Source organism: Mesorhizobium sp. M0910, from assembly GCF_040319465.1.
Lineage (GTDB): Bacteria > Pseudomonadota > Alphaproteobacteria > Rhizobiales > Rhizobiaceae > Mesorhizobium.
The window spans coordinates 113,276-132,426 of the sequence record NZ_JAMYNZ010000010.1 but is presented as its reverse complement, the minus strand read 5'-3'; the positions used below and the strand labels follow the sequence as shown (position 1 = coordinate 132,426).

Sequence of the window (19,151 nt, the reverse complement as noted above, 5' to 3'; positions counted from 1 at the left end):
GGTCAAAGTCACCATGACGGATCCATGCGAGCCTCACTTCGTACTACAGGAACGCACGCGGCAGGCTGCCTTCTTCGAAGCCTACCTTCCCGGCGAAGCCGGCTTCGAAAGGAGCGCCTTTCGCCTTGCTCCCGCGAACCGCCTTTCTAACCTAAACCCCGACATCCACGACATTGCCAACCGCTATTTTCGCCGACAATGCCATCGCTTGGCATCAGCATGCCGCTCATGGCCTCTCGTCACAGGTTTGCTGCCTGAATTTCCTGATGCCTCTCGCGACGCGCGTCCGGAGATGTTGCCGCGACTCGTCCAAAGCGCGCTTGGCGACTTGCCGGAAATGCTGAAGGTCGAGAAAGGGCCGGACGGTGAACCCTGGTTCGTCGGCTTTGAATGGATCGGCCGTACGGATTACCTGAACGAATGGCCCCGAAGCGCGCCGCCAATGTGACAAGCGCCGATGCCGTTTGCGTTCCGGCAGGCAGGCCGAGTCGAGACCTTGCTCGTCGAGTGGAAGTACACTGAATCCTACGGCGCTCCGCCCGAGCCGAAGCGCGAAGCGGAGCGTCTCGCCGCTACCAGAACATCGCCTTCGCGCCGATCGGCCCGTTGCGCAGCAGTGCAGACCTGAAGCTCCCGGATCTGTTTTGGGAGCCGTTCTACGAGCTCTTTCGTCAGCAAATGCTGGCATCGCGTATGCAGGCCACGAAGGAAGACGGCACGGAACGCGTCCGCGTTCTGCATATCGCGCCTGACCTTGCCCCCAGTTTCTATCCAGTTTTGAGTTCGTTTCCGGCGTGGGTTGTGCCCTGCTGGGCGGGTCAAGCGACGGGCGGATGGCATTTAGAAATCACAATTTCCGTTTTGTGCAGCCCCCAACGATCTTTGCTGTAGGAAATCAAGGATTAGCCGCTACTATGGCGAGTGGGGGGCGATAATGGATTCTACGAGAACCGAGGTGTTGTTCGACGAGTGGATTCTCGGTCGCCGAGGTTATGATCTCAGGGCTTTCCGTCGCTCCCTTCGGCGGAGCAGGGAACGCCCAGGGTGTGTATTCCGGTGGAAATGACACCTCTGCCCACAGCCTCCTCGATCACTGTGCTGGATACCCTCCAGAAACTTGACGGCGATTTTCGCGCGATGGCAGTTGCCATTGAGGATGGCGAGTTTGCGCTTTGGGTGGGGTCCGGCATTTCACGCAAGGCGCCAAGTCTCGGCGGGATCGTCATTCGCGCCATGGAGTTCCTGCGTAAACATGCAGTGGATCCCGACACCCAAGCAAAGTTCGAGCCCGCGTTTCGAGCCGCGCTGAAACTGAGCGAGATCAACGTCGATGTAGTAGAACCGCACTTTCAGGAACAGTTCGCGGATTGGCCAACTGAGCTTCGCGACAAGATCGTCAGCGTTCTCTGGAATAAGTATTCCAAGCTTCTCGACATCCGAATCAAGGGCGAACGCGAGGATTATCTGCTTTGGGAGGGCGTCGACATCCGTGACGCTTTCAAGGACCCCGCACCACCGGCTGCCGAGCATCTATCTATCGCGATCCTGATCCTCGAGGGTGCCGTCAACGAGATAGCATCTGCAAATTGGGATGGCTTCATCGAAGCCGCGGTGGAGCGCCTCGCCGGGGGCGTAAAAGGAAACCTGCAGGTTGTCGTTGATCCAGGTCATCTACGAGATGCTGCGGCCAAGGCCCGTCTCCTCAAATTTCACGGCTGTATTGTCCACGCAACAGAGGATCCCGACGTATATCGTGAGTTCCTGACTGCTTCTGAAACCCAGATCATCGGGTGGCCTGAAAACCCGAAGTTTGCGGCAATGCAAACCGAAGTACTTTCTGCTGCAACTAATTTGAAAGCTTTAATGATTGGCCTTTCGCTGCAGGACGTGAATCTGCAGGCGACCTTCAATAAGGCTCGCAAAGCGAACCCGTGGCCTTGGCCTTGCGAGCCTAGAGCTCAAGGCCATGTCTTTTGCGAAGAAGCGATCAGCGACGGTCAGCGCACAATGCTGAAAATGGTGTACGCGGGCACGTATAACGAGTTCGTCGATGAAATCGAGGGCGGTGCACATCTTCGATCCTGGGCGGAGCAGGTTCTGCTTGCGCTGATCCTGAAGCTGCTAACTGACAAGCTGAGCGCATTGTTGAGTCTGCGTTTGGCTGGGACTGTGTTCGTAGGTGAGACTGAGCCTATCATAGCCGGACTCCACCGAATGCGGGATGCGATTGCGGGTGCAATTGGTACTGATCGAACTGAGTTCACCACACGCGCCATCGCTGTATGGTCGCGCATGATTAGCCTGTTTCGTAATGGTCACTTGCCGACGAAGCCTGACGCGTATGAGGTGATAAGCACGACTCCGGTTGGACAATTGGCGGGCGACATGAACGTACGAGCAGCCGGTTTTGGAGAGATGGCCATCGCGCTTTCTCTTCTCGAACACGGCCAGAACGTGAGATTGTGGGAGCTTAGGCCTCCCGCGGACGAAGCCCTTGGGGCAGGCGCGATAGCAAGCACGGGTTCTTGGCCGGGTGCTCCTTCACGCGCTATTTTCCTCGCCCGATCGACAGGAGTTGCTCTTGATCTTCAGAAACATGGGGCCTTCGCCAACGAAAACACCGTTGTCATTCATGCCGATGACGTGTGGCAACAAATGTTCCCTAACAATGTCGATAGCGCGCGCGTACGCAGCCGCCCTCCCGGCCGCACAGGCAAGGTCGGGACACGACATGTCAGCATAGCGCAGATGCTCGATACCGAGCCAGATTTTGCCAGTCTGAAGACAAGGTTCGTCAGCGAGGTTACGCTATGAACGACACTCTGCTCGTGAACGGCCTGGTTAAACGTTTGGAGGCGGCTGGCTACACAAGACTGGCGACCCCCTTCAAGGTTGCCACAGTGGACTTCGAGTTTACCGCGGCATTGCGCGGCAGTGACGGTCGCGGGCTCGACCTCATCCTAATTGTCGATACGGCTACCGGCGACCATGGCGATAGGGATGCGACGCGGGTTCGGCAGCGTATCGAGACGCTCAGCCGGGCCCTGGACATCACGCAATCGCGCTACGTGCTGACAGTGATCCTTGCTGGAGCGATGCTGCAGGGAGACATGGAAGCCCTGTCCGCGACGTGTCGAGTCCTCAGCGTGGAAAGTGCCTCCCTTGACGCCGACGGCCGGCCCATCAATGTCGCTGTTGCCGAAGCTCTAGACGACCAAATCCGTGTCCTTTTGCCGTTGGACCTAGGTTCGGACGAAGCGGATGAACGCACGTCGAAAAGCGACACGATGACCGAACTTCTTGCAGCGCTTCCGAAGACCCTAGATCGCGAATTGGTCGACGGGCTCGTTGAGGCGTCGGTTCATGGAGAGGAGGCGGTTACTCAGGCTCTTGGCGCACGTCTCGGCGAAGTCCTGACGCTGCGGACCAGCTCATGACTGATATTCAGCTCCAAGAACTCGAGGTCTCCAACTTCCGTAGCATCAAGGGTATGGTGCGCGCTCCACTAGATGCTAAGGTCATACTCGTCCATGGTGAGAACGGCGCCGGCAAAACCAGTCTTTTGTCAGCGATCGAGACGGCGCTCACTGGGCGTGTTGTTTCGTTGGGCCGAGCGGATCCGCAGTATCAAAAGCAATTGCTACACTGCTCGGCAGAACGCGGGCACATCGACCTTCGTACTCTTGGGCTGGCCGGAGGCAATCATTTCCATTCAGTTCTGACGAGGGCCGGGGTCGAGCCTGGCGAGAAACTGCCGGCTGGACCAGCATCGTTCTTCAGTGAACGGTGTTATCTGCCGCAATCGTTCCTCGGACAGCTGTTGCAAATCTATCAAGATTCGGACTCGGCTCCGAATTCGCCCTTGTCGCGGTTTGTCAACGAGTTGCTTGGCCTTGACCGCCTTGATGCAATTGAAACAGGGCTGCTCCCTGCAGCGGACATCAGGAATCTAAGGAAGACCACCGACCGCTATGGTCAGGTCGAGTATGAAAAGACACGGCTTGAGCGAACCCTCTCGGAACATCGCGGAGCCCGCGACGCGGCCGCGAAGATAATTGCTGAGGCACTTGGCGATCTAAATCTGGCGCTGGCACAGTTGGAGCTTCTCAACCCGATCGACGAAACGCGCTTAGATTTGATCGAGGAGGCGATCTCCCAATCGCCGGAAGATGCGCAACTGAATGATTTGGCAGGCCAGCGTCGGCAGGTGTTGGCCGTCCAACAGGAAGCAGTGCGAAACGTTTCCACCGTTTCGCAACAGGACGAAACGAGTCTCTCTGAAGCCCATGGTAAGGCGAACAGCGACCTCCAGGGATGGCAGAGAGAGTTCGAGAACGTATTCTCCCAACTACGTGACCGGGTCACTAAGATTTTGCCCGATGTAGTTCTATCGCAAGCCGATCCGGAAGCGATGCGCCTTGATGCGCTGAAACTTCTGCGGGCGCGGAAAGTGCAGCTCAACGAGCGCGAAGTTCGCGCCGCTCAAGACACCAAGCGCGAATCGGAAGTGACGGCGGAACTGATCGTCGCCGGCAAGCATCTCACGACGATTGACGGCGAGATAGGACGCATAGCCACCAACTCGGGGAACCTGGCCGCTGCACTCGCGGAGCTGTCGTCTTTCGTTTTGAACGATCACTGTCCTGTGTGCGATCGCGATTTTGCCGAGAAGGGCCAAGGTCCGCTTACCGAGCATTTGAACCACAAGGTGCGGACCCTTTCTGGATCGGCAGAGCGTTTGCTTGGCCTGAGTACGAACAGAGCCGAGCAGCAGGTCTTGGTCGAGCGGCTAGAACGCGAGGCGACCGAGCTCAAGTCGCGCCTTCTAGAACCGAAAGCCCTTGCGGACCTTGAGCGCGAGTCTGCCGATGTTGATGCCCTGGTCGTTGAACTTGATCAGCGTGAGAATGTCGCTCGAGAAGGATCGCGCCGAGCTGCGGTCGAGACCGCCACGCGCCGCGCTCTCGCTGGCCACCAGTCTGCGGATCTGGCTCGCACCGCCACGATGGCAACATTGACCGAGCTCACTGAAACGCTCGGTCAGGCGGCGCCAGAACTGATTGCCACGCCCCAGTCCGCCATCGTTCAGCTCCTGGATGCGCTCGATCAGCGAACGGCTGCATTGAACACGCGCGTCAGCGCGCGTCGCACTGCCAAGGATGCTCTCCGGCGAATACGAGCAGAAGTCGCGAGACGCGAGTTCGCCGAGAAGCTGATCCGTGACGATACGAGCACATATAGTGAAGTCGAAAGCGCCCTAAGCAAAGCAAATGGGATCCGCGCCGACGCTCAGAAAATCAGGGCAAAGGTTGAGGTTGTTCGTTCGCGCATTATCGTTCGGGAATTTAATGAGCGGCTAAACCGCCTCTGGCGAGATCTCTTTGTCCGGCTGGCGCCGAATGAACCCTTTGTTCCTGCGTTTAGGATCCCCAGCGAATCGACGCATCGGCTCAATCCGAAACTCATTACCACCCATCGCTCGGGCGGCGCCGGCGGCACGCCGGGCGCAATGCTCAGCGCCGGGAATCTCAACACCGCTGCACTGACGTTGTTCATCGCACTCCATTTGAGCGTCGCGCCCCAGTTGCCATGGCTGATCCTTGACGACCCGGTTCAATCGATGGATGACGTGCATATCGCCCATTTCGCGGCGTTGCTTCGGACGCTTTCAAAGGGACAAAAGCGTCAAGTGATCGTGGCTGTGCACGATCGTCAACTCTTCGAATATCTGAGACTCGAACTCAGTCCGGCATTTGCCGGCGACAGTTTGTTGTCACTTGAACTCTCGCGTGGCCCTAAACAGGATACGCGATGCTTACCTGATCGGCGTAGTTTCAAAGAGGAAACTGCGCTGCGGTCGGCAGCATAGGTTCATAGTTCACAGATTTAGCAGGGGAATATTCACGATCGCTGTCGGAACGAACTTCTACTGTCCTGACATATCAAGAGTCATATGTTGTTGGAACCCGCATGAGCATCTTGGCAGGCGATCCTCTCACTCAACTTGCCTTTTCTATATTTGAGAACAAGGGCGTTTATGCGCTGCTGCTGGGATCAGGGCTCTCCCGGTCAGCGGGAATACCAACGGGCTGGGAAATCACCCTCGATCTCGTTCGTCGCGTCGCCTTGGCACAGGGAGCGGCGGATCCGACCGATTGGGCCCAATGGTATCGAACCCAGACTGGTAGCGAGCCAAATTACTCTATTTTGCTGGGAGAACTTGCATCATCGCGCGCAGAACGACGGTCAATCCTGCACTCGTACATTGAACCTGATGAACAGGATCGAATTGATCGGCGAAAAGTCCCCACGGCCGCACATCATGCTATCGCCGGATTGGTCCGTGACGGCTACTTTAAAGTGATCGTCACGACGAATTTTGATCGGTTGATGGAAAATGCGCTCAGGGAGGCAGGTGTTGAACCAACTGTGGTGTGGTCGGTGGATGCGCTCGCCGGAGCAGAGCCGTTGTCCCACAGCTCATGCTACATCTTCAAGCTTCACGGTGATTACAAGGATGCGAGAATCCTTAACACCGATGAAGAACTGAACGGCTATCCGCCCGAATATGACGCGCTTCTCGATCGGATTTTCGATGAGCACGGACTTATTTTGTGTGGCTGGTCTGGCGACTGGGATCATGCACTACGTGCAGCCATCTTACGGGCACCAAACCGACGATATCCTACTTTCTGGACCCTGCGTGGTGAACCGGGCAGCGGTGCTGGTGAACTGATTGGCCACCGAAAAGCACAACAGGTGACGATTTCAGACGCAGATACATTCTTCGTCTCATTGGCCCAACGAGTCGAGACCCTAAGCCACACCCGGAAACAAAACCCGCTAAGCGTCGAGCTACTCGTTAGCACTGTAAAGCGGTATTTGGCCAAGGGAGAGCATCGCATCCAACTTGACGAAATCATCGCGCAAGAGGGTGAGCGCCTATTGGATCGGATGGGCATGTCCGAGCTATCGCCACAAGGCAGTTGGACTCCGGAGGAATTTCGCGGTCGCGTCCAGATTTATCAGGCCGCATCGGAGCCGCTGGCCAGAGCCGCCGGCGCGATGGGTCGGTGGGGTGACGGCGCGGAATTTTCGCAGTTGTCCGATATCGTAAGGGCCTTGGTTTCGCATGCCAACAAGGAAGGAAGTGGCCTTAGTATTTGGCTTGGACTCAGGTCTTATCCCGCATTGTTGGTGTTTACCGCCTACGGATTGGGGTTGGTCCGCGCTCAACGATGGAGAGAATTGCACGACCTGTTCTATCTCAAGATGCCCCGCGAAGACCGCACCCCGAAGCCATTGGTGAAAACACTTTTTCTTTGGGACTGGAAAGGCTTCGATGAAAACACATGGAGGACGCTTGAAGGACTGGATCGTCGAAAGACACCTCTAAGCGACCATCTTTTGAATGTTTTCACCGAATGGGGTCGGTCGTTTGTTGGGATGCAATCCGAACTTGGACTGATCTTCGATCGGTTCGAGACACTTGGGGCGCTCGCCCATTTGGAAGAACACAGTGAAGATGAATTGAAGGCTACCCTTTCTGTCCACGACCGCAAGGAACGCATGTCCGTCGGGCGTATTGGCTGGCGTGAAACGGCACGACAGGCCGTGGAACAAGATTTGCTCGTGCCGCCAATCCGCGCCGATCTACTGAAGGCCGGCTTTGCCCACGGAAGCGACGCCTATCTAGACTTTTTCGCCCTCAATCTCAGGCGTGTGGCCGGCTGGATGGAGTGGCAATAAAGCCAACGGCCACTGCGGAGCCATTACGAACAAAACGAGAAACGTGATTCAGTGAATCGAGCAGCGGCGTGCTGTCGAGCGTGGCGTCGTCGACGCAAAGGCGATGCTTGCGGCACCTCTTCTCACTCATCGCAGGCGCGGGATCGGGAAAGACCAACACCCTCGCCCATCGGGTCACCCATCTGATTGTTGGCGGCGCAGATCCGCGCCGGATCCTGCTGAGGACATTCTCGCGCCGTGCGGCGGCCGAGATGTCACGTCGGGTCGAACGAATCTGCAACCGCGTTTTCAACGGCAATGGCGGCGTGATGGCCGATGCTCTGACATGGGCCGGTACCTTCCGTGGAATCGGCGCGCGGCTTCTGCGTGATTATGCCGATCAGATTGCCGATCAACGGCCAGTCAGAGTTCGATCGAATAGCAACCGGATTGTTGGAGGCGATATTCCCTGCCAGCAAGGGAATTCGCCTGCTTGGAATCTCGCTGTCGTCGCTTGGCGACGAGAGTGATGACGGAACCCAACTCCGGTTCGATATTTGACGACCGGCTGAAAGAAAAAGCCCGCCGCGGGAGGAGGTGTGGCGGGCTTGATTGGACGGCAGCATTCGGGAGGAATAAATGCCGCCCTAAGTCGCCAACGTCGGGAGGAGGTGACCTCGACGAAATTCGATGCCAGCAACCTACTTGATACAGCCGCCGTATGAAGAGCGAGTTGTGCATAGCAGCATTGCGCATCCAGTGCAGCTTGACGCATTATTCCGTCTTCTCAATTAGCGATCGCATCAGTCGCGTTTATGCGTGATGGCTTGTCTCAACGTGTCGTTGATCCGATCCTGCCAGCCCGGCCCGTCCTCTTGGAAATAATCGAGCACTGCCCGGTCGATCCTGATTGAAACAAGCTCCCTGATATTTGGAGCAGCCGAGGCTTCGCGAACCACTGCAGGCTTTTTGATCGGCTTGAACGCTGCTTCTGCGGCAGCCAAGGGATTTGTGGGTCGGCGCGGGGGACTTGCCATTGCAATAGACCTGTTTGATCGTGGGGAGGTAATCGAACCCGATACTCCGGTCACCTGGTTGATTGAGCAAGTCAGCTGAACGGGGAAATCGCCGGGTCGGGTTCGTCGAACTCGAACTCAATCCAATCATCACCATCGTCTTCGTCAGTCTTGATGACATTGATGGCCGTTGGACGCTGACCCTGCTGAAGATTCCTCAGGAAGACATTCTGTACCGGGCTTGGCCGGGATGGCTGGCGACGGCTAGCCTCAACATTCTTGGCGCCATTATCCGCGAGCGTCCGAAGGCCGGCAAGAACCTCCATCAGTTCCCGCGAACTGATGCGGATTTTCTTTCCTTCCATCTGGTATCCTCCGTGATGCCCAAGGTCGTATCCTCGCTCCCGTGCGCGCAGCGCGCCGTTGACCGGCATCGCCACGGGTTTCGGAAGCTTTCCGATCATCGCGGTAAACAGGGCACTCAGCTGGTCTTTAGCATCAAGTCCCGGGCGGACCACAAGGATGTGGTGTACTCGGCGATCCGCGGGGTCAACCCGCGGCCACAATTGCTGTGCCTCCCGGATCGTCAACAGGAGAACGAAATCGATCGATGAATATTGGCGCAAGAAATCTTCGGCGATTGTCTCGGCTGATACTTGATTTTGACTATGTTGACATTCGGAAAGAGCGGCGCAGTCCCCGTCGCACACAACCACGCCTGTAACGCCCTCAGCACCGCGGAGTTGCACCGCCTTTGGCTTGAGCGCGTTGAACAGCGGGTTGCGGTCCTTAATCCGCGGGACGTCATAGGCGGCGAATCCGCCTTGGCTGTAGGGCGATTTCGCAGGATTTATCGTGATATCCAAGCCTGCGTCATCGCTGTCAATCGCGACGCGCAACGGCCATTCGTCTGCACGTATCTGGTTGCGCAACTGTGGCACTATCTCGTTCCGGACAAACGCCTCCAGCTGGTTGCGGGGAGGCAGCCGCAGCACGGTCCTGGTTCCTCGCCCGGTTCGATGGTCCATCGACTTAACGCGCAAATCCACGCCGCCGATAGGCAGTCCCAATTTAGTCTTTTCTTTCTCAATAAGCGCGCTCAGCTCGAAAAAAGGATTGCCGTCATCGAGACCCTCGTCTGACACGGTAGTAATGTCTGCGGTGAACCGAAGGTCCCCATTATCGAAGAAGGCGTCCGGGCGACTCCCCGAAGGGAGTGGAACCTCGCTCCGAAGCATGCCGGAATCCGCTAGAGCATGAAGAACTGCGACCTCCCACATTGCCGCAAGCCGATCTCTGCCCGGTCGGTTAAGTCGCGCCGCTAGATTGTCGACCGCGCTGCCCTCAAGAGTCGCGCGTAGGTCGTTTAGCCGCCGTTGCAATGCTCGTCTCGCAAAAATCAAGCGCAACCCCCGCCACTCTTGACGAGAGTCGTGCAGACAACCAGCTTGTTTATCTCGGTGTGAGTCTGCGCGGCCTGGGCCATTAACACGATGGCGGAATGGGCGAAGGGTTTCTCGCGCACGTGGTCAGGCCTCGAGCTCTTCAGGCGGATCCTTGAAGGGGTTAAGGATGCGAACACCACGTCCGGCAAAGTCCCGCACATTCCGCGTGACGAGAACAAGCCCACGAACCTCGCCGTAGCCGCAAGCGCCAGATCCCACCGGTCTTTGTTCTTGCCCGCAAGCAGACGGGTCCACTCCGCCACCACGGGCGCATCAATAGGGATGATGCGATCCGAAAACGACTTCTCCAGCGCATCGATCGCGGCGAGAAGGACTGCGGAGCGCTCCGCATCGCGGCCCTTGAGAGCCTGCGCGCCGCGACGCTTTTCGAACAGCGTGGCGGCGCTCAAGCGCAGGTCGGTATCGTCGATGGTTGCGAGCCAGCGGCGAACATTCTCGTTGCCGCGGGCTCCTGCCTCTCGAAGGACATTCTCATCGAGAAGGTACAGCGTCACGGAATTGGCCGAGGCGCCGATTCCTCCGGTCTGTCGTCTCCATCGAAGACGCCAAGGTCGGCCATCTCCGACAGCGTCCGCTTCAGGCTCCGAGGAGCGTAAGGCCGACCGCGCTTGGGATAGGCCTTAGCGTACTCGATCGCTGCCTCAACCTGAGTCTTCGACAACGACGGAAAATCGCTCAGGATCTCCTCGACGGTCTGCTCCTTGGAGAGCGCAGCAACCAGATGGGCGGGGATCCCAGTATCCCGGATCAAAGCCTCGGACTGGTCCTCACTGCGATCCACCCAGTTTCGAATGTGCTCGAGCCGAGCGAGGCGGACTTCCAGATCGCTGTCGATCCGCGCGAGGTCGAGGTCGAGCTTGCCCCATCGCACCATATGGGTGCTGGCAGATAACTTCCGCAGCGCCCATAGAGGCGCCGCCGACCAGAAGGAGTGAGGTCCTTCTCGAGCTCATCGGCCAGTCGCAGAAAGCGAAGTTCCGCTGGACCGACGAGGCGCTGCACGGCCTTGCCGACCCTGCGCTGTTTCGCACGGATGACATCGGTATCGACTGCCTTGTTCAGCGTCGTGGTTGACCGGTCGAGGACATAGCCCGCCTCGCTCAACGTCAATGTCTGTGGGGAAGCCATCGGTACCTCCTTCTCTAATTCCTCCCCAATCTAAGGATGAATTAGAGAAGATGCAACCACCGAGCGTCGGATGGCCTCATGCAGCGGGCGGGACGCGGTCGCTTGGCTGACCATCAATCTGTGTGAGAATCCGTTTGACCGCCTCGATATCACCTCGATCGAGCTTCTTTCCGTAGATGCGTTCAACCCATTCCGAGCTCATCTCGAGATAGCGTAGCGTCGCTCGAAATTGGGAAAGGGTTTCGGGCTTAAAGAACCATTTGAAGTTCTCCCAGGCCGTCATTGTCACCTTCACCAGCTCCTGAATCGTAGCCGTGAGAAGGTTGGGAACAAAAAACGGGCCCATATGAGCGTTGGCGCCCGGCTCCGGCCGGAGCATGGTGAAGCCGGCGAATGTCGGGTGTGCCGCAATGGCCGACAGAAGCTTATAGTGTTCGTATCGCTTCTTGCCTTCATAGCCGTCCCGCTTGTCGAGCACTTCCCGGATCTTCGCTTGGTTGAACTCCTTGTTGCGCTTCTCCTCTGGAACGGCTTTCCACGTCTGGATCAGCGCCGGGTCGGTTGAGAAATAGTCGAGCAGGAACCCAGTCTCCAGAATGTCCCGGGTCGGCAGGCCCGCCGCCTGGTAGTACCCTCCCAAAATCAGCCTGATCGAGGCGCCGAGATCGTTGAAAATCCTGGCCCCGAGCAGCTTGACGATGAGCTGGTCCTCGTCCTTTTCATCATAGGCCATGCGGTAGAACTGCAGCAGGTCCATCACGCACTCGATCATCGCCAGATGAAGGCTGAGGTCAGGATCGGCCTCGATCGTCGCGATCGATTTCTGCCATACGACTTCCTCACCGGTGTGAAGAAGCTTGAGGTTCTCAGGAATCGGCATCGTGATATGGCCTCCATCTCTGGCCGTCCGAATCTGACGCATACGGCACCGAGTCGGGCACTATTACGCTCGGTCCAACATGGCTACACTATACGCACTCGCACAAAAGCTTTGATGGCAAGCACCTGACTGAATACTACACGGCTCATTTTTATGCCGCCGAGGCCATCCTGGCGCGGTCGATTCCCGCCTGACCTCTCCTGCTGTCGAGCGCCAAAATGTCGAACGGTGAAATGCGTGATCTCAATCTTCCCTCCGCAATCGGGAGGCGATATCCGAACCAAGGCGAGCACGGCGCAGCGCTTCGGACCGCGCTGGAAGGAGCATACCGAACCTTTCTCGACGCTGGGCTCGGAGACCGAGATGCACTGCAGAAGCTCTGCTCGCCTCAGGATGCCGTGTATTGGCAACAGCTCTCCAAGGTATTGTTGGCCGATCAGCTTCAAAAGCATGGCCTCGCTGCAATCCATCATCGCATAGGTCCAGATTTGCTTCTGGATCAGGATGGGACAAGGATCTGGATTGAAATCGTGACACCAGAGCCAACCAACATTCCCGAAGCATGGCTGGCGCCCGGACTCGGAGTTGTCCGTACATTTCCCCATGAGGCACTCTTGTTGCGGTGGACGGCCGCCATCGCCGCTAAGGCTGTCGTCCTCTTGGGGAATGAGGAGCGACCCGGCGATCTCGGTAATGGCGTCGTGGGCGCTGCAGACGCCTACGTCATTTCGGTCAATGGCCGGCTTCTGCGCAGTGCCGATGGCGTCTTCCATGAATTAAACGGCATCAGTCAGTTCCCTTTTGCAGTCGAGGCCACATTCGGTGTGGGTCCTACGCAGGTACACATTGATCGGGAAACCCAGAAAGCCGTCGGGTCAGACCATCAGGAGCGCTTCCACATTCCCAAGCCCAACGGGGCTTCCGTTTCGGCATACACGTTTCTCGATCCGGCCTTCGCCGCGGTCAGCGCGATATGGGCGGTGGACGTTGATGAGTCCCTGCTCTTGGGAAGGGTTCAGCCAATGGCTGTGGTCCACAACCCCTCGCAACAAATCCTATCCCGACCGGTCTCTTGCCGGCACAGGTCGAGTATCGCGCTGAGGATAAGGGCGATCACTTCCAGCTTGACCGCCTTGATGGGCGGCTTGCCGAAGTTCGAGAGGCCTGACCTTCGCTGGCGAAGCCGAGTGGCCGCCTCACACGTATCCGATCTACAGGATTCCCCACGCCCTGAAACTCCCCCTGCCCGTCATCTCGCGCAGGTGGAGTGCGCCGATGAGGTCGAGCGCACCCTGCCGGGAAACCTCGAGTGCATCCTGAATCATGCTGGTCGACACGAGCGGACGCGACAGCACCAGATCGAGCAACGCGGGCAATTTCGAGCTGGCGCGGCGGCCGCGCAGCACACGTTCCATCTGGCCCTTGGCAAGCAGCAAACGGTCGTGCTCCTTCAGTCCAGCGCTCGCGGCTTCGTACATCGCGTCGATCCAGGCGAGCAGCCGGTCGGAGCGGTTGCGCGCGCGCCTCCGTTCCCGCGGAATGTTCTTGGCGCCGAGATGCAGGCACGGTAGGTGGTGGGCGGCCAAGCCTTCCTGGCGCATGAGCGCCCCCATGAGCAGCGGACCGACCCAGGCGCCGCGTTCCAGCACATCGATGTCGTTCCAAGCGTCAAGCGCCAGGGCCACGCGCAGCACGACGGGAACGTGCCGCGACCGGTCCAGCATTTCGCGCCACTCGGAGAGTCGGGCTGCCTCGTCCCAATCCTGGTCGTAGAGCACCGACAGCCGGTCGTCGTCCTGCGGAAGGCGTCGCGGCGGCATTTCTGCGCCGCTGAGGACCTTGGACGATCGGGCCAGCAAGGCGTCGATCTCCGCAAACTCCTGCGCGAGCAAATCGTCGTCCGGGCTGTTGGCCGGCACTGGAGGCTCGGCCCCCGGCAGCACGCTCCCCTCCCCTTCCCGATCGTCTTCCGATTGGATCGTTCCGATCTCGCCCTGCTGCCCAGTCAGCTCGCGCAGCCCTTCGCGACCGAACGCCCAGTCGCGCGGCTGAGACAGTATGCGGCGGCGTTTGCGAACCACGGCGTGGGCCCGCGTCAGCTCGTGGGTTGGCGTGCGCTGGTCCATATGCGCGTCGTGGAAGACCAGGTCCTCGAGGTGGACGAGTTCGCCCTCAATCCACAGCGCGGCGGCGGCGTCATGGAAGTGCGAGCGCTCGATCCAACCCTGGCGCACCGGTGAGCGGGCGATGCGCTCGTCGAGACGCACCAACGCCCCCGTGGCCTGTGCGATGGGCCCGATGAGGCTCTCCAGGGGGATTTTTCCGATCTCGTAAGCCATTGTTTTGCTTGTATCTGATTTGCAATTGTCAAGCTAGATGCCCTTTAACTTGACTGGCCGGGGACTTTCCCGGCGATCGTTATCACTATCGATAATGACCTCTTATCGATAGTGATGGTTTTTGACCCGCAAATCAGCCAGAATCGTCCTCCAGATGACCGCCGGCGTCGTACGGTCGGCGTTCTGGGCGGCCTTTTCTGGCCAATAGACCAATAGAGAAGCACCCGGCATGCCCGAGCAAAAAACCGTCCGCCTGCCCGATCCCGCTTCCGTCGAAACCGTGCTCGCAGCTCTGCAGCCGCAGTCGGCCGACGCCGAACTCGCCCCGGCCCTGAACAACGCTTTTGCGGGCTTCGCCTTTACCGTCGCGAGGATCAAAGACCCCTACTGGTGCAACCCTCATGCTGTCGTCGCTGCCGACGGCACGCGCCGCGGCGACCATCGCGCCTGGGTCGAGCGCGCTCTGGCCGATGTCGGCGGCGACCTCACCGCCTTCTGGAGCCGGCATCGCGAGAGCGGAGAAAACTTTGCCGAATGGCGCGGCACCAGCGTCTTCACCTTCGCGCCGACCGGTCCGGGCGTCGCAGACTTCGTCCAGCTCTCGCTCGGCCGCGAGACGGAACATCTGGCCGGCGCCCTGGTCGATCCCGACTACCGCCCCACCAGCGCCGACGATCTGTTCGAGCCGACCTGGGTTACTCGCGATTTCGCGGTTGCGGCGCGGCAGCTCGCCGGACCGGTTTACCGGCTGCGCGGCCGCACCGGCGGCGGCATCGTCCACATGAGGAGTTTTTTGGCGCGCCGTGCCCGCATCGAACGCGAGCAACGCGAAGCAAGCCGGCCCGAACTCGAAAACCGCATCATCCACGAGGTCGGCTCCGAGGGTGTCAGGGACACGCCGTTCCTGGACGCCAACCCGGACTGGTTCGATTTTTTTCCGCGCGAAAACCGCTTTTTTGCCGACTGGGCGCGATCCAGCTCCGCGGCTGCACGCATCTTTGACCACTGGGCCTTCGACATCCACGATTTTGAGGGACGCGGCCAAAAACGCGAGATCGGGTTTATTCCGCGGCCGCTGAAACATCCGGCCGAAAAGTTACTCGCTGGAGAGGGGGTGTCCGTGCACCGGCTGATGGAGCGGATCGAAGCGATCGACCAAGAAGTCGGCCTGCCCTTCGCCTGGTTTTTTCTGATGACCCACGGCCATTTTGTCGATCCCGACGTCGGCCACGCCGTCGCTGACGGGCTGCGGACCGGGCGCGTGCGCCTGCCAGACCGCGATGCCGCCGTGCTGCTTGAGTGGGCCGACAGAAAATATCTGTTCTGAGGCGGCGTCATGGACCTTCGCCTGCCAAAACCCGCATCCGACCAGAAACTGCGCCGCGCCGAGGCGCTCGACGCGCTGGAGTCTGTGCTGCCGTTCGACCGCCGCGACTTTTTGGCCGACATCCTCACCGACGACGACGTCGCCACGCTGCGCCATCTGGCCAAAGAAGGCATCGGCGAGAATTCGCTGCGGGCGCTGGCCTCGGATCTCGGCTACCTCGAAGCCTGGTCGCTTGCCGCGACCGGTTTTTCGCTCCCCTGGCCCGCGCCGGAAGCGCTGCTGATCAAATTCGTCGCCCATCATCTCTGGGATTTTTCGAAACGGGAGACGGATCCGGCGCACGGCATGCCCGCCGAAGTCGCGATAACGCTGAAAGCTGAAGGGCTTCTGCGCAGCGACGGTCCGCACGCGCCCGCCACCGTGCGCCGGCGGCTGTCGAGCTGGTCGACCTTGACCAAATGGCGCGGTTTGCGCGGAAAATTCAACGCCCCTGGACTGCACAGCGCGCTAAAACTGGCGGTGCGCGCCAGCGCCCGCCCGCGCGGCCGCAAGAGCAGGAAGGCGGTGACCGCCGATATTTTGGCCGCCCTTCTGAAAGCCTGTGCCGGCGACCGTCTCGTCGACGTGCGCGACCGCGCGCTTCTCATCACCGCCTTCGCCTCCGGCGGCCGCCGCCGCAGCGAAATTTCGTCCCTGCGTGTCGAGCAGCTGGTTGAGGAAGAGCCTGTGCCGGCCGATCCGAAGGACCCGGACGGACCAAAGCTGCCCTGCCTAAAAATCCGGCTTGGCCGCACCAAGACGACACAGGCCGACACCGACGCTTTCGTGCTGCTCGTCGGCCGCCCGGTGCTGGCCCTGAAGGACTGGCTCGAGCGCGCCGGCATCAGCGAGGGCGCCGTGTTTCGCGGCATCGACCGCTGGGGAAATCTCGAAAAACGCGCCCTCACCCCGCAGGCCGTCAACCTGATCCTGAAGCGGCGCGTTGCCGAGGCTGGCCTCGACCCGGCGGCGTTTTCCGCCCATGGCCTGCGCTCCGGCTATCTCACCGAAACCGCTCGCCGCGGCATTCCGCTGCCCGAAGCCATGCAGCAGTCACAGCATCGCTCTGTGCAGCAGGCGTCGAACTACTACAACGAGGCCGAACGCACGCTCGGAAGGGCAGCAAGACTCATCGTTTAGAACCCGGACCCCCGGTTGCGGCGCCGTCCACCATCGCCATCCGCCGCTCGCGGCAAAGCCCATCATCGCGCGCAAAAGATCAGCGTCAGGGGTCTTCACCACGAGCGTGCGCCGGTTCATCATGTCGTCGGTCATCGGTGGGTCCTTCGAACATCGATGCCGCCGCTACGCCGCTCGCTACGGCGCTGTTGAGAGCGCGCTCGCGAGCGACTTCGTCACCGCCGGGTACACCATGCGGCGGGGCACGATCGAGAACAGCTCGTGGTACCGACCTCTGATGCGTTGGCTCCACGCCATCTATATGGGACGCCGAACGACAATGCCCGTCAGCTTCAAAGACATACTGTTAGCTTTCGAATTCGTCAGTTCTGGGGGCGCGGGAGAACATCAGGCCTTTCTGTGCAAGCAGTCAGGCACGCTCTACTGGCATTCCGAATTCACCGGTGATTTGGACGAATTGCCGGATGATATCGACGTCAGCGACAAATACGCCCAAATACCTGACAAGAAAGAACTCGACCTGGGCAAGCCGCTCGTACTGGACTTCGCCCGCCAATTTCTGCCTGACAACGTCGGTGACGTTCAAGAAATCTTCAGCAAAAGAGGCGCGTACGCAAGATTCAAGGATCTGTTGCAGCGAAGGGGTGCACTCGATCGGTGGTACGCTTTCGAAGCGAATGCGGAAGAAAGAGCGTTGCGGATGTGGTGCGATCACAATTCGATCGAGGTCGGTGACTGATATCGCCCCGAAAGCGTCGCGCGCCACCAGCAGCCGAAAACGTCCCTGCCCTTCGCGGATGCTTCATCGCCAGGACAGCTGGTCCTTTGGCAGCCGGCCGCTCGGGTCGAATACAGTTACCTTGTGCGGAAGATGCGGACCCCAGTCCCAAAGCACCAGGTTGCGATCCTCGGTCTCGGCACCGGGAGCAAAACTCGGAACCAGAATGCCGGCAATGCCTTGAGGCCGCAGTCGGTCATAGATCGACCATGACGCTGGGCGATTTCCATCGCTGAGAGCCGTCGCCCAGGCGCAGGCCATGTCCCTCGAACGTGACGGAGAATTCTCCCCTCGCCTGCTCTGTCGTCAGGTCCGCAATGTCGTCGCAATCGACTTCGTAGGAGCACAGCACGCAAGGGTCGATCCGATGCGCGAAACCCTGGTTGGCTTCCTTGACCGCTGTCATGACGGTCAGCCCAGATAAAGCGCCGGCACACCCTGGGGATTGAATCGGGCACCCCGGATCGCCGCTCCATCACCGGAAGTCGGCTTGAATGCCCAACGTGGATCGTGCGCCCTGTAGCAGGTTGCGGAAAACCTCAAGCAAAGCCACCAACGGCCATGTGATCGAGATAGTCACGGACCGCAGCGGCCTTGCCCTCCTTCACAAGCGCTTCGGCGGTGCGCCCGCCGAATGCCGGAAGCGGCTGGGCTCGATACCAGGCCATCGCCTGTTCCTTGCCGCCCGCCCAATCCGCCACGCGGCTGATGATCTCGAGCATTTCACGCAGACGTCCCTGTGGTCTTTACCGTCCGGCTGCGCTCGGACCGATAGAGGGTCTCGCGAGCAAGACCGGCGGTTTGGGCCAACTGGCCCTTGGATATGCCGAAACCGTCCGCGACCTGCTCGATCGCGATCTTCCCGTTGCGGTCTGCACGGGTAGCCTTGAGTGCCTGGCCCATAGGAATCATTCCGCCATATCACTAGTCATATTTCTTGTGCAAAAGATATGGCACTTCTCGACCGCTTTCAAGTCCGGAATCGATGACCTAGATCCGAGAGAGTTCATCCTGCTGCAGGCACCGCCGTCAGTTTATAGTCCGCGGCTGATGCTCAACATCTCCGAGCCGCTTGTACGCCAGCCAGGCATCCGCAGGGACGGCGCTGCCAGCCCGCGCCAGCGCAAGCCGCGCGATTGGCCTCGGTAAGTGAGTTCCACCACACTATCCCGGCGGTTTCATCGGGCGTCGGTTCCCGGTCGTGCTCGTTTTTCATGTCCTCGATCCTCGCATCGGGCGTTCTTACCGAAAGCGCTGCAGCCACGATCCACGCCCTATCGCGCGGATCAAACCCTGAGCCCTCGCTCGGC

17 protein-coding genes and 4 pseudogenes are annotated in these 19,151 nt (G+C 59.4%); 10 read left to right on the top strand and 11 right to left on the bottom strand.

Annotated elements, in window-relative coordinates:
* Positions 1-13 precede the first annotated feature (13 nt).
* The 7 genes and pseudogenes from NKH78_RS24035 to NKH78_RS24010 all read left to right on the top strand — a co-directional run.
* A complete protein-coding gene (locus NKH78_RS24035) occupies positions 14-448 on the top strand; it encodes a hypothetical protein (RefSeq protein ID WP_352873628.1) in 435 nt (144 codons plus the stop codon).
* 158 nt (positions 449-606) lie between these two features.
* Positions 607-891, top strand: a complete 285-nt coding sequence (locus NKH78_RS32675) for a PGN_0703 family putative restriction endonuclease (protein WP_502899831.1) — start codon at positions 607-609, stop codon at positions 889-891.
* 153 nt (positions 892-1,044) lie between these two features.
* Complete coding sequence (locus tag NKH78_RS24030; protein ID WP_352884452.1) at positions 1,045-2,814, top strand: SIR2 family protein; 1,770 nt, start codon at positions 1,045-1,047, stop codon at positions 2,812-2,814.
* The gene (locus NKH78_RS24025) at positions 2,811-3,437 is read left to right on the top strand and encodes a hypothetical protein (protein WP_352784323.1); all 627 of its coding nucleotides are present in this window, start codon (positions 2,811-2,813) and stop codon (positions 3,435-3,437) included. Before NKH78_RS24030 ends, NKH78_RS24025 begins: the two co-directional genes overlap by 4 nt.
* Positions 3,434-5,869, top strand: coding sequence for an AAA family ATPase (locus NKH78_RS24020; protein ID WP_352873626.1), 2,436 nt, complete (start codon positions 3,434-3,436; stop codon positions 5,867-5,869). The genes NKH78_RS24025 and NKH78_RS24020 overlap by 4 nt, the downstream gene beginning before the upstream one ends.
* Before the next feature lie 101 nt (positions 5,870-5,970).
* Positions 5,971-7,749 (top strand): SIR2 family protein, encoded by a 1,779-nt coding sequence (locus NKH78_RS24015; protein WP_352784319.1) that lies wholly within the window; start codon positions 5,971-5,973, stop codon positions 7,747-7,749.
* A gap of 55 nt (positions 7,750-7,804) precedes the next feature.
* Positions 7,805-8,135: pseudogene (locus NKH78_RS24010) on the top strand (UvrD-helicase domain-containing protein); the annotation flags it as partial.
* A gap of 396 nt (positions 8,136-8,531) precedes the next feature.
* Here the strand turns inward: NKH78_RS24010 and NKH78_RS24000 are convergent.
* The 8 genes from NKH78_RS24000 to NKH78_RS23965 form a co-directional block, all read right to left on the bottom strand.
* Positions 8,532-8,765 (bottom strand): BrnA antitoxin family protein, encoded by a 234-nt coding sequence (locus NKH78_RS24000; RefSeq protein WP_352884502.1) that lies wholly within the window; start codon positions 8,763-8,765, stop codon positions 8,532-8,534.
* A gap of 71 nt (positions 8,766-8,836) precedes the next feature.
* Positions 8,837-9,889, bottom strand: a complete 1,053-nt coding sequence (locus NKH78_RS23995; RefSeq protein WP_352785625.1) for a hypothetical protein — start codon at positions 9,887-9,889, stop codon at positions 8,837-8,839.
* A 254-nt stretch (positions 9,890-10,143) separates the two neighbouring features.
* A complete protein-coding gene (locus tag NKH78_RS23990) occupies positions 10,144-10,704 on the bottom strand; it encodes a PIN domain-containing protein (RefSeq protein WP_352884450.1) in 561 nt (186 codons plus the stop codon).
* Positions 10,701-10,961: a DUF433 domain-containing protein gene (locus NKH78_RS23985; protein WP_352884449.1), complete on the bottom strand. Its 261-nt coding sequence runs from the start codon at positions 10,959-10,961 to the stop codon at positions 10,701-10,703. Before NKH78_RS23985 ends, NKH78_RS23990 begins: the two co-directional genes overlap by 4 nt.
* Entirely contained in the window at positions 10,958-11,338 is a 381-nt protein-coding gene (locus tag NKH78_RS23980; protein WP_352884448.1) for a hypothetical protein, read from the bottom strand. Before NKH78_RS23980 ends, NKH78_RS23985 begins: the two co-directional genes overlap by 4 nt.
* A 76-nt stretch (positions 11,339-11,414) precedes the next feature.
* Positions 11,415-12,260, bottom strand: a complete 846-nt coding sequence (locus NKH78_RS23975) for a hypothetical protein (RefSeq protein ID WP_352884447.1) — start codon at positions 12,258-12,260, stop codon at positions 11,415-11,417.
* Between the two features lie 41 nt (positions 12,261-12,301).
* Complete coding sequence (locus NKH78_RS23970; RefSeq protein ID WP_352884445.1) at positions 12,302-12,991, bottom strand: hypothetical protein; 690 nt, start codon at positions 12,989-12,991, stop codon at positions 12,302-12,304.
* A 438-nt stretch (positions 12,992-13,429) separates the two neighbouring features.
* Complete coding sequence (locus NKH78_RS23965) at positions 13,430-14,557, bottom strand: RHE_PE00001 family protein (protein WP_352884444.1); 1,128 nt, start codon at positions 14,555-14,557, stop codon at positions 13,430-13,432.
* 229 nt (positions 14,558-14,786) lie between these two features.
* On the opposite strand from NKH78_RS23965, the gene NKH78_RS23960 reads away from it, so the two are divergent.
* Together NKH78_RS23960 and NKH78_RS23955 are read left to right on the top strand one after the other, a co-directional pair.
* On the top strand, positions 14,787-15,884 hold the full coding sequence (locus NKH78_RS23960; RefSeq protein WP_352884443.1) for a hypothetical protein: 1,098 nt from the start codon (positions 14,787-14,789) through the stop codon (positions 15,882-15,884).
* Between the two features lie 9 nt (positions 15,885-15,893).
* Positions 15,894-17,063: a site-specific integrase gene (locus tag NKH78_RS23955; protein WP_352884442.1), complete on the top strand. Its 1,170-nt coding sequence runs from the start codon at positions 15,894-15,896 to the stop codon at positions 17,061-17,063.
* Between the two features lie 10 nt (positions 17,064-17,073).
* Here the strand turns inward: NKH78_RS23955 and NKH78_RS23950 are convergent.
* Positions 17,074-17,198: pseudogene (locus NKH78_RS23950) on the bottom strand (IS256 family transposase); the annotation flags it as partial.
* Here NKH78_RS23950 and NKH78_RS23945 point away from each other — a divergent pair.
* Complete coding sequence (locus NKH78_RS23945) at positions 17,185-17,802, top strand: hypothetical protein (RefSeq protein ID WP_352884441.1); 618 nt, start codon at positions 17,185-17,187, stop codon at positions 17,800-17,802. The pseudogene NKH78_RS23950 and the gene NKH78_RS23945 sit on opposite strands and share 14 nt — an antisense overlap.
* A 63-nt stretch (positions 17,803-17,865) precedes the next feature.
* On the opposite strand, the pseudogene NKH78_RS23940 reads toward NKH78_RS23945, so the two are convergent.
* Both NKH78_RS23940 and NKH78_RS23935 read right to left on the bottom strand, forming a co-directional pair.
* Positions 17,866-18,384, bottom strand: a pseudogene (locus NKH78_RS23940) (RES family NAD+ phosphorylase).
* Positions 18,381-18,744: pseudogene (locus tag NKH78_RS23935) on the bottom strand (MbcA/ParS/Xre antitoxin family protein). Before NKH78_RS23935 ends, NKH78_RS23940 begins: the two co-directional pseudogenes overlap by 4 nt.
* Between the last annotated feature and the right edge of the window lie 407 nt (positions 18,745-19,151).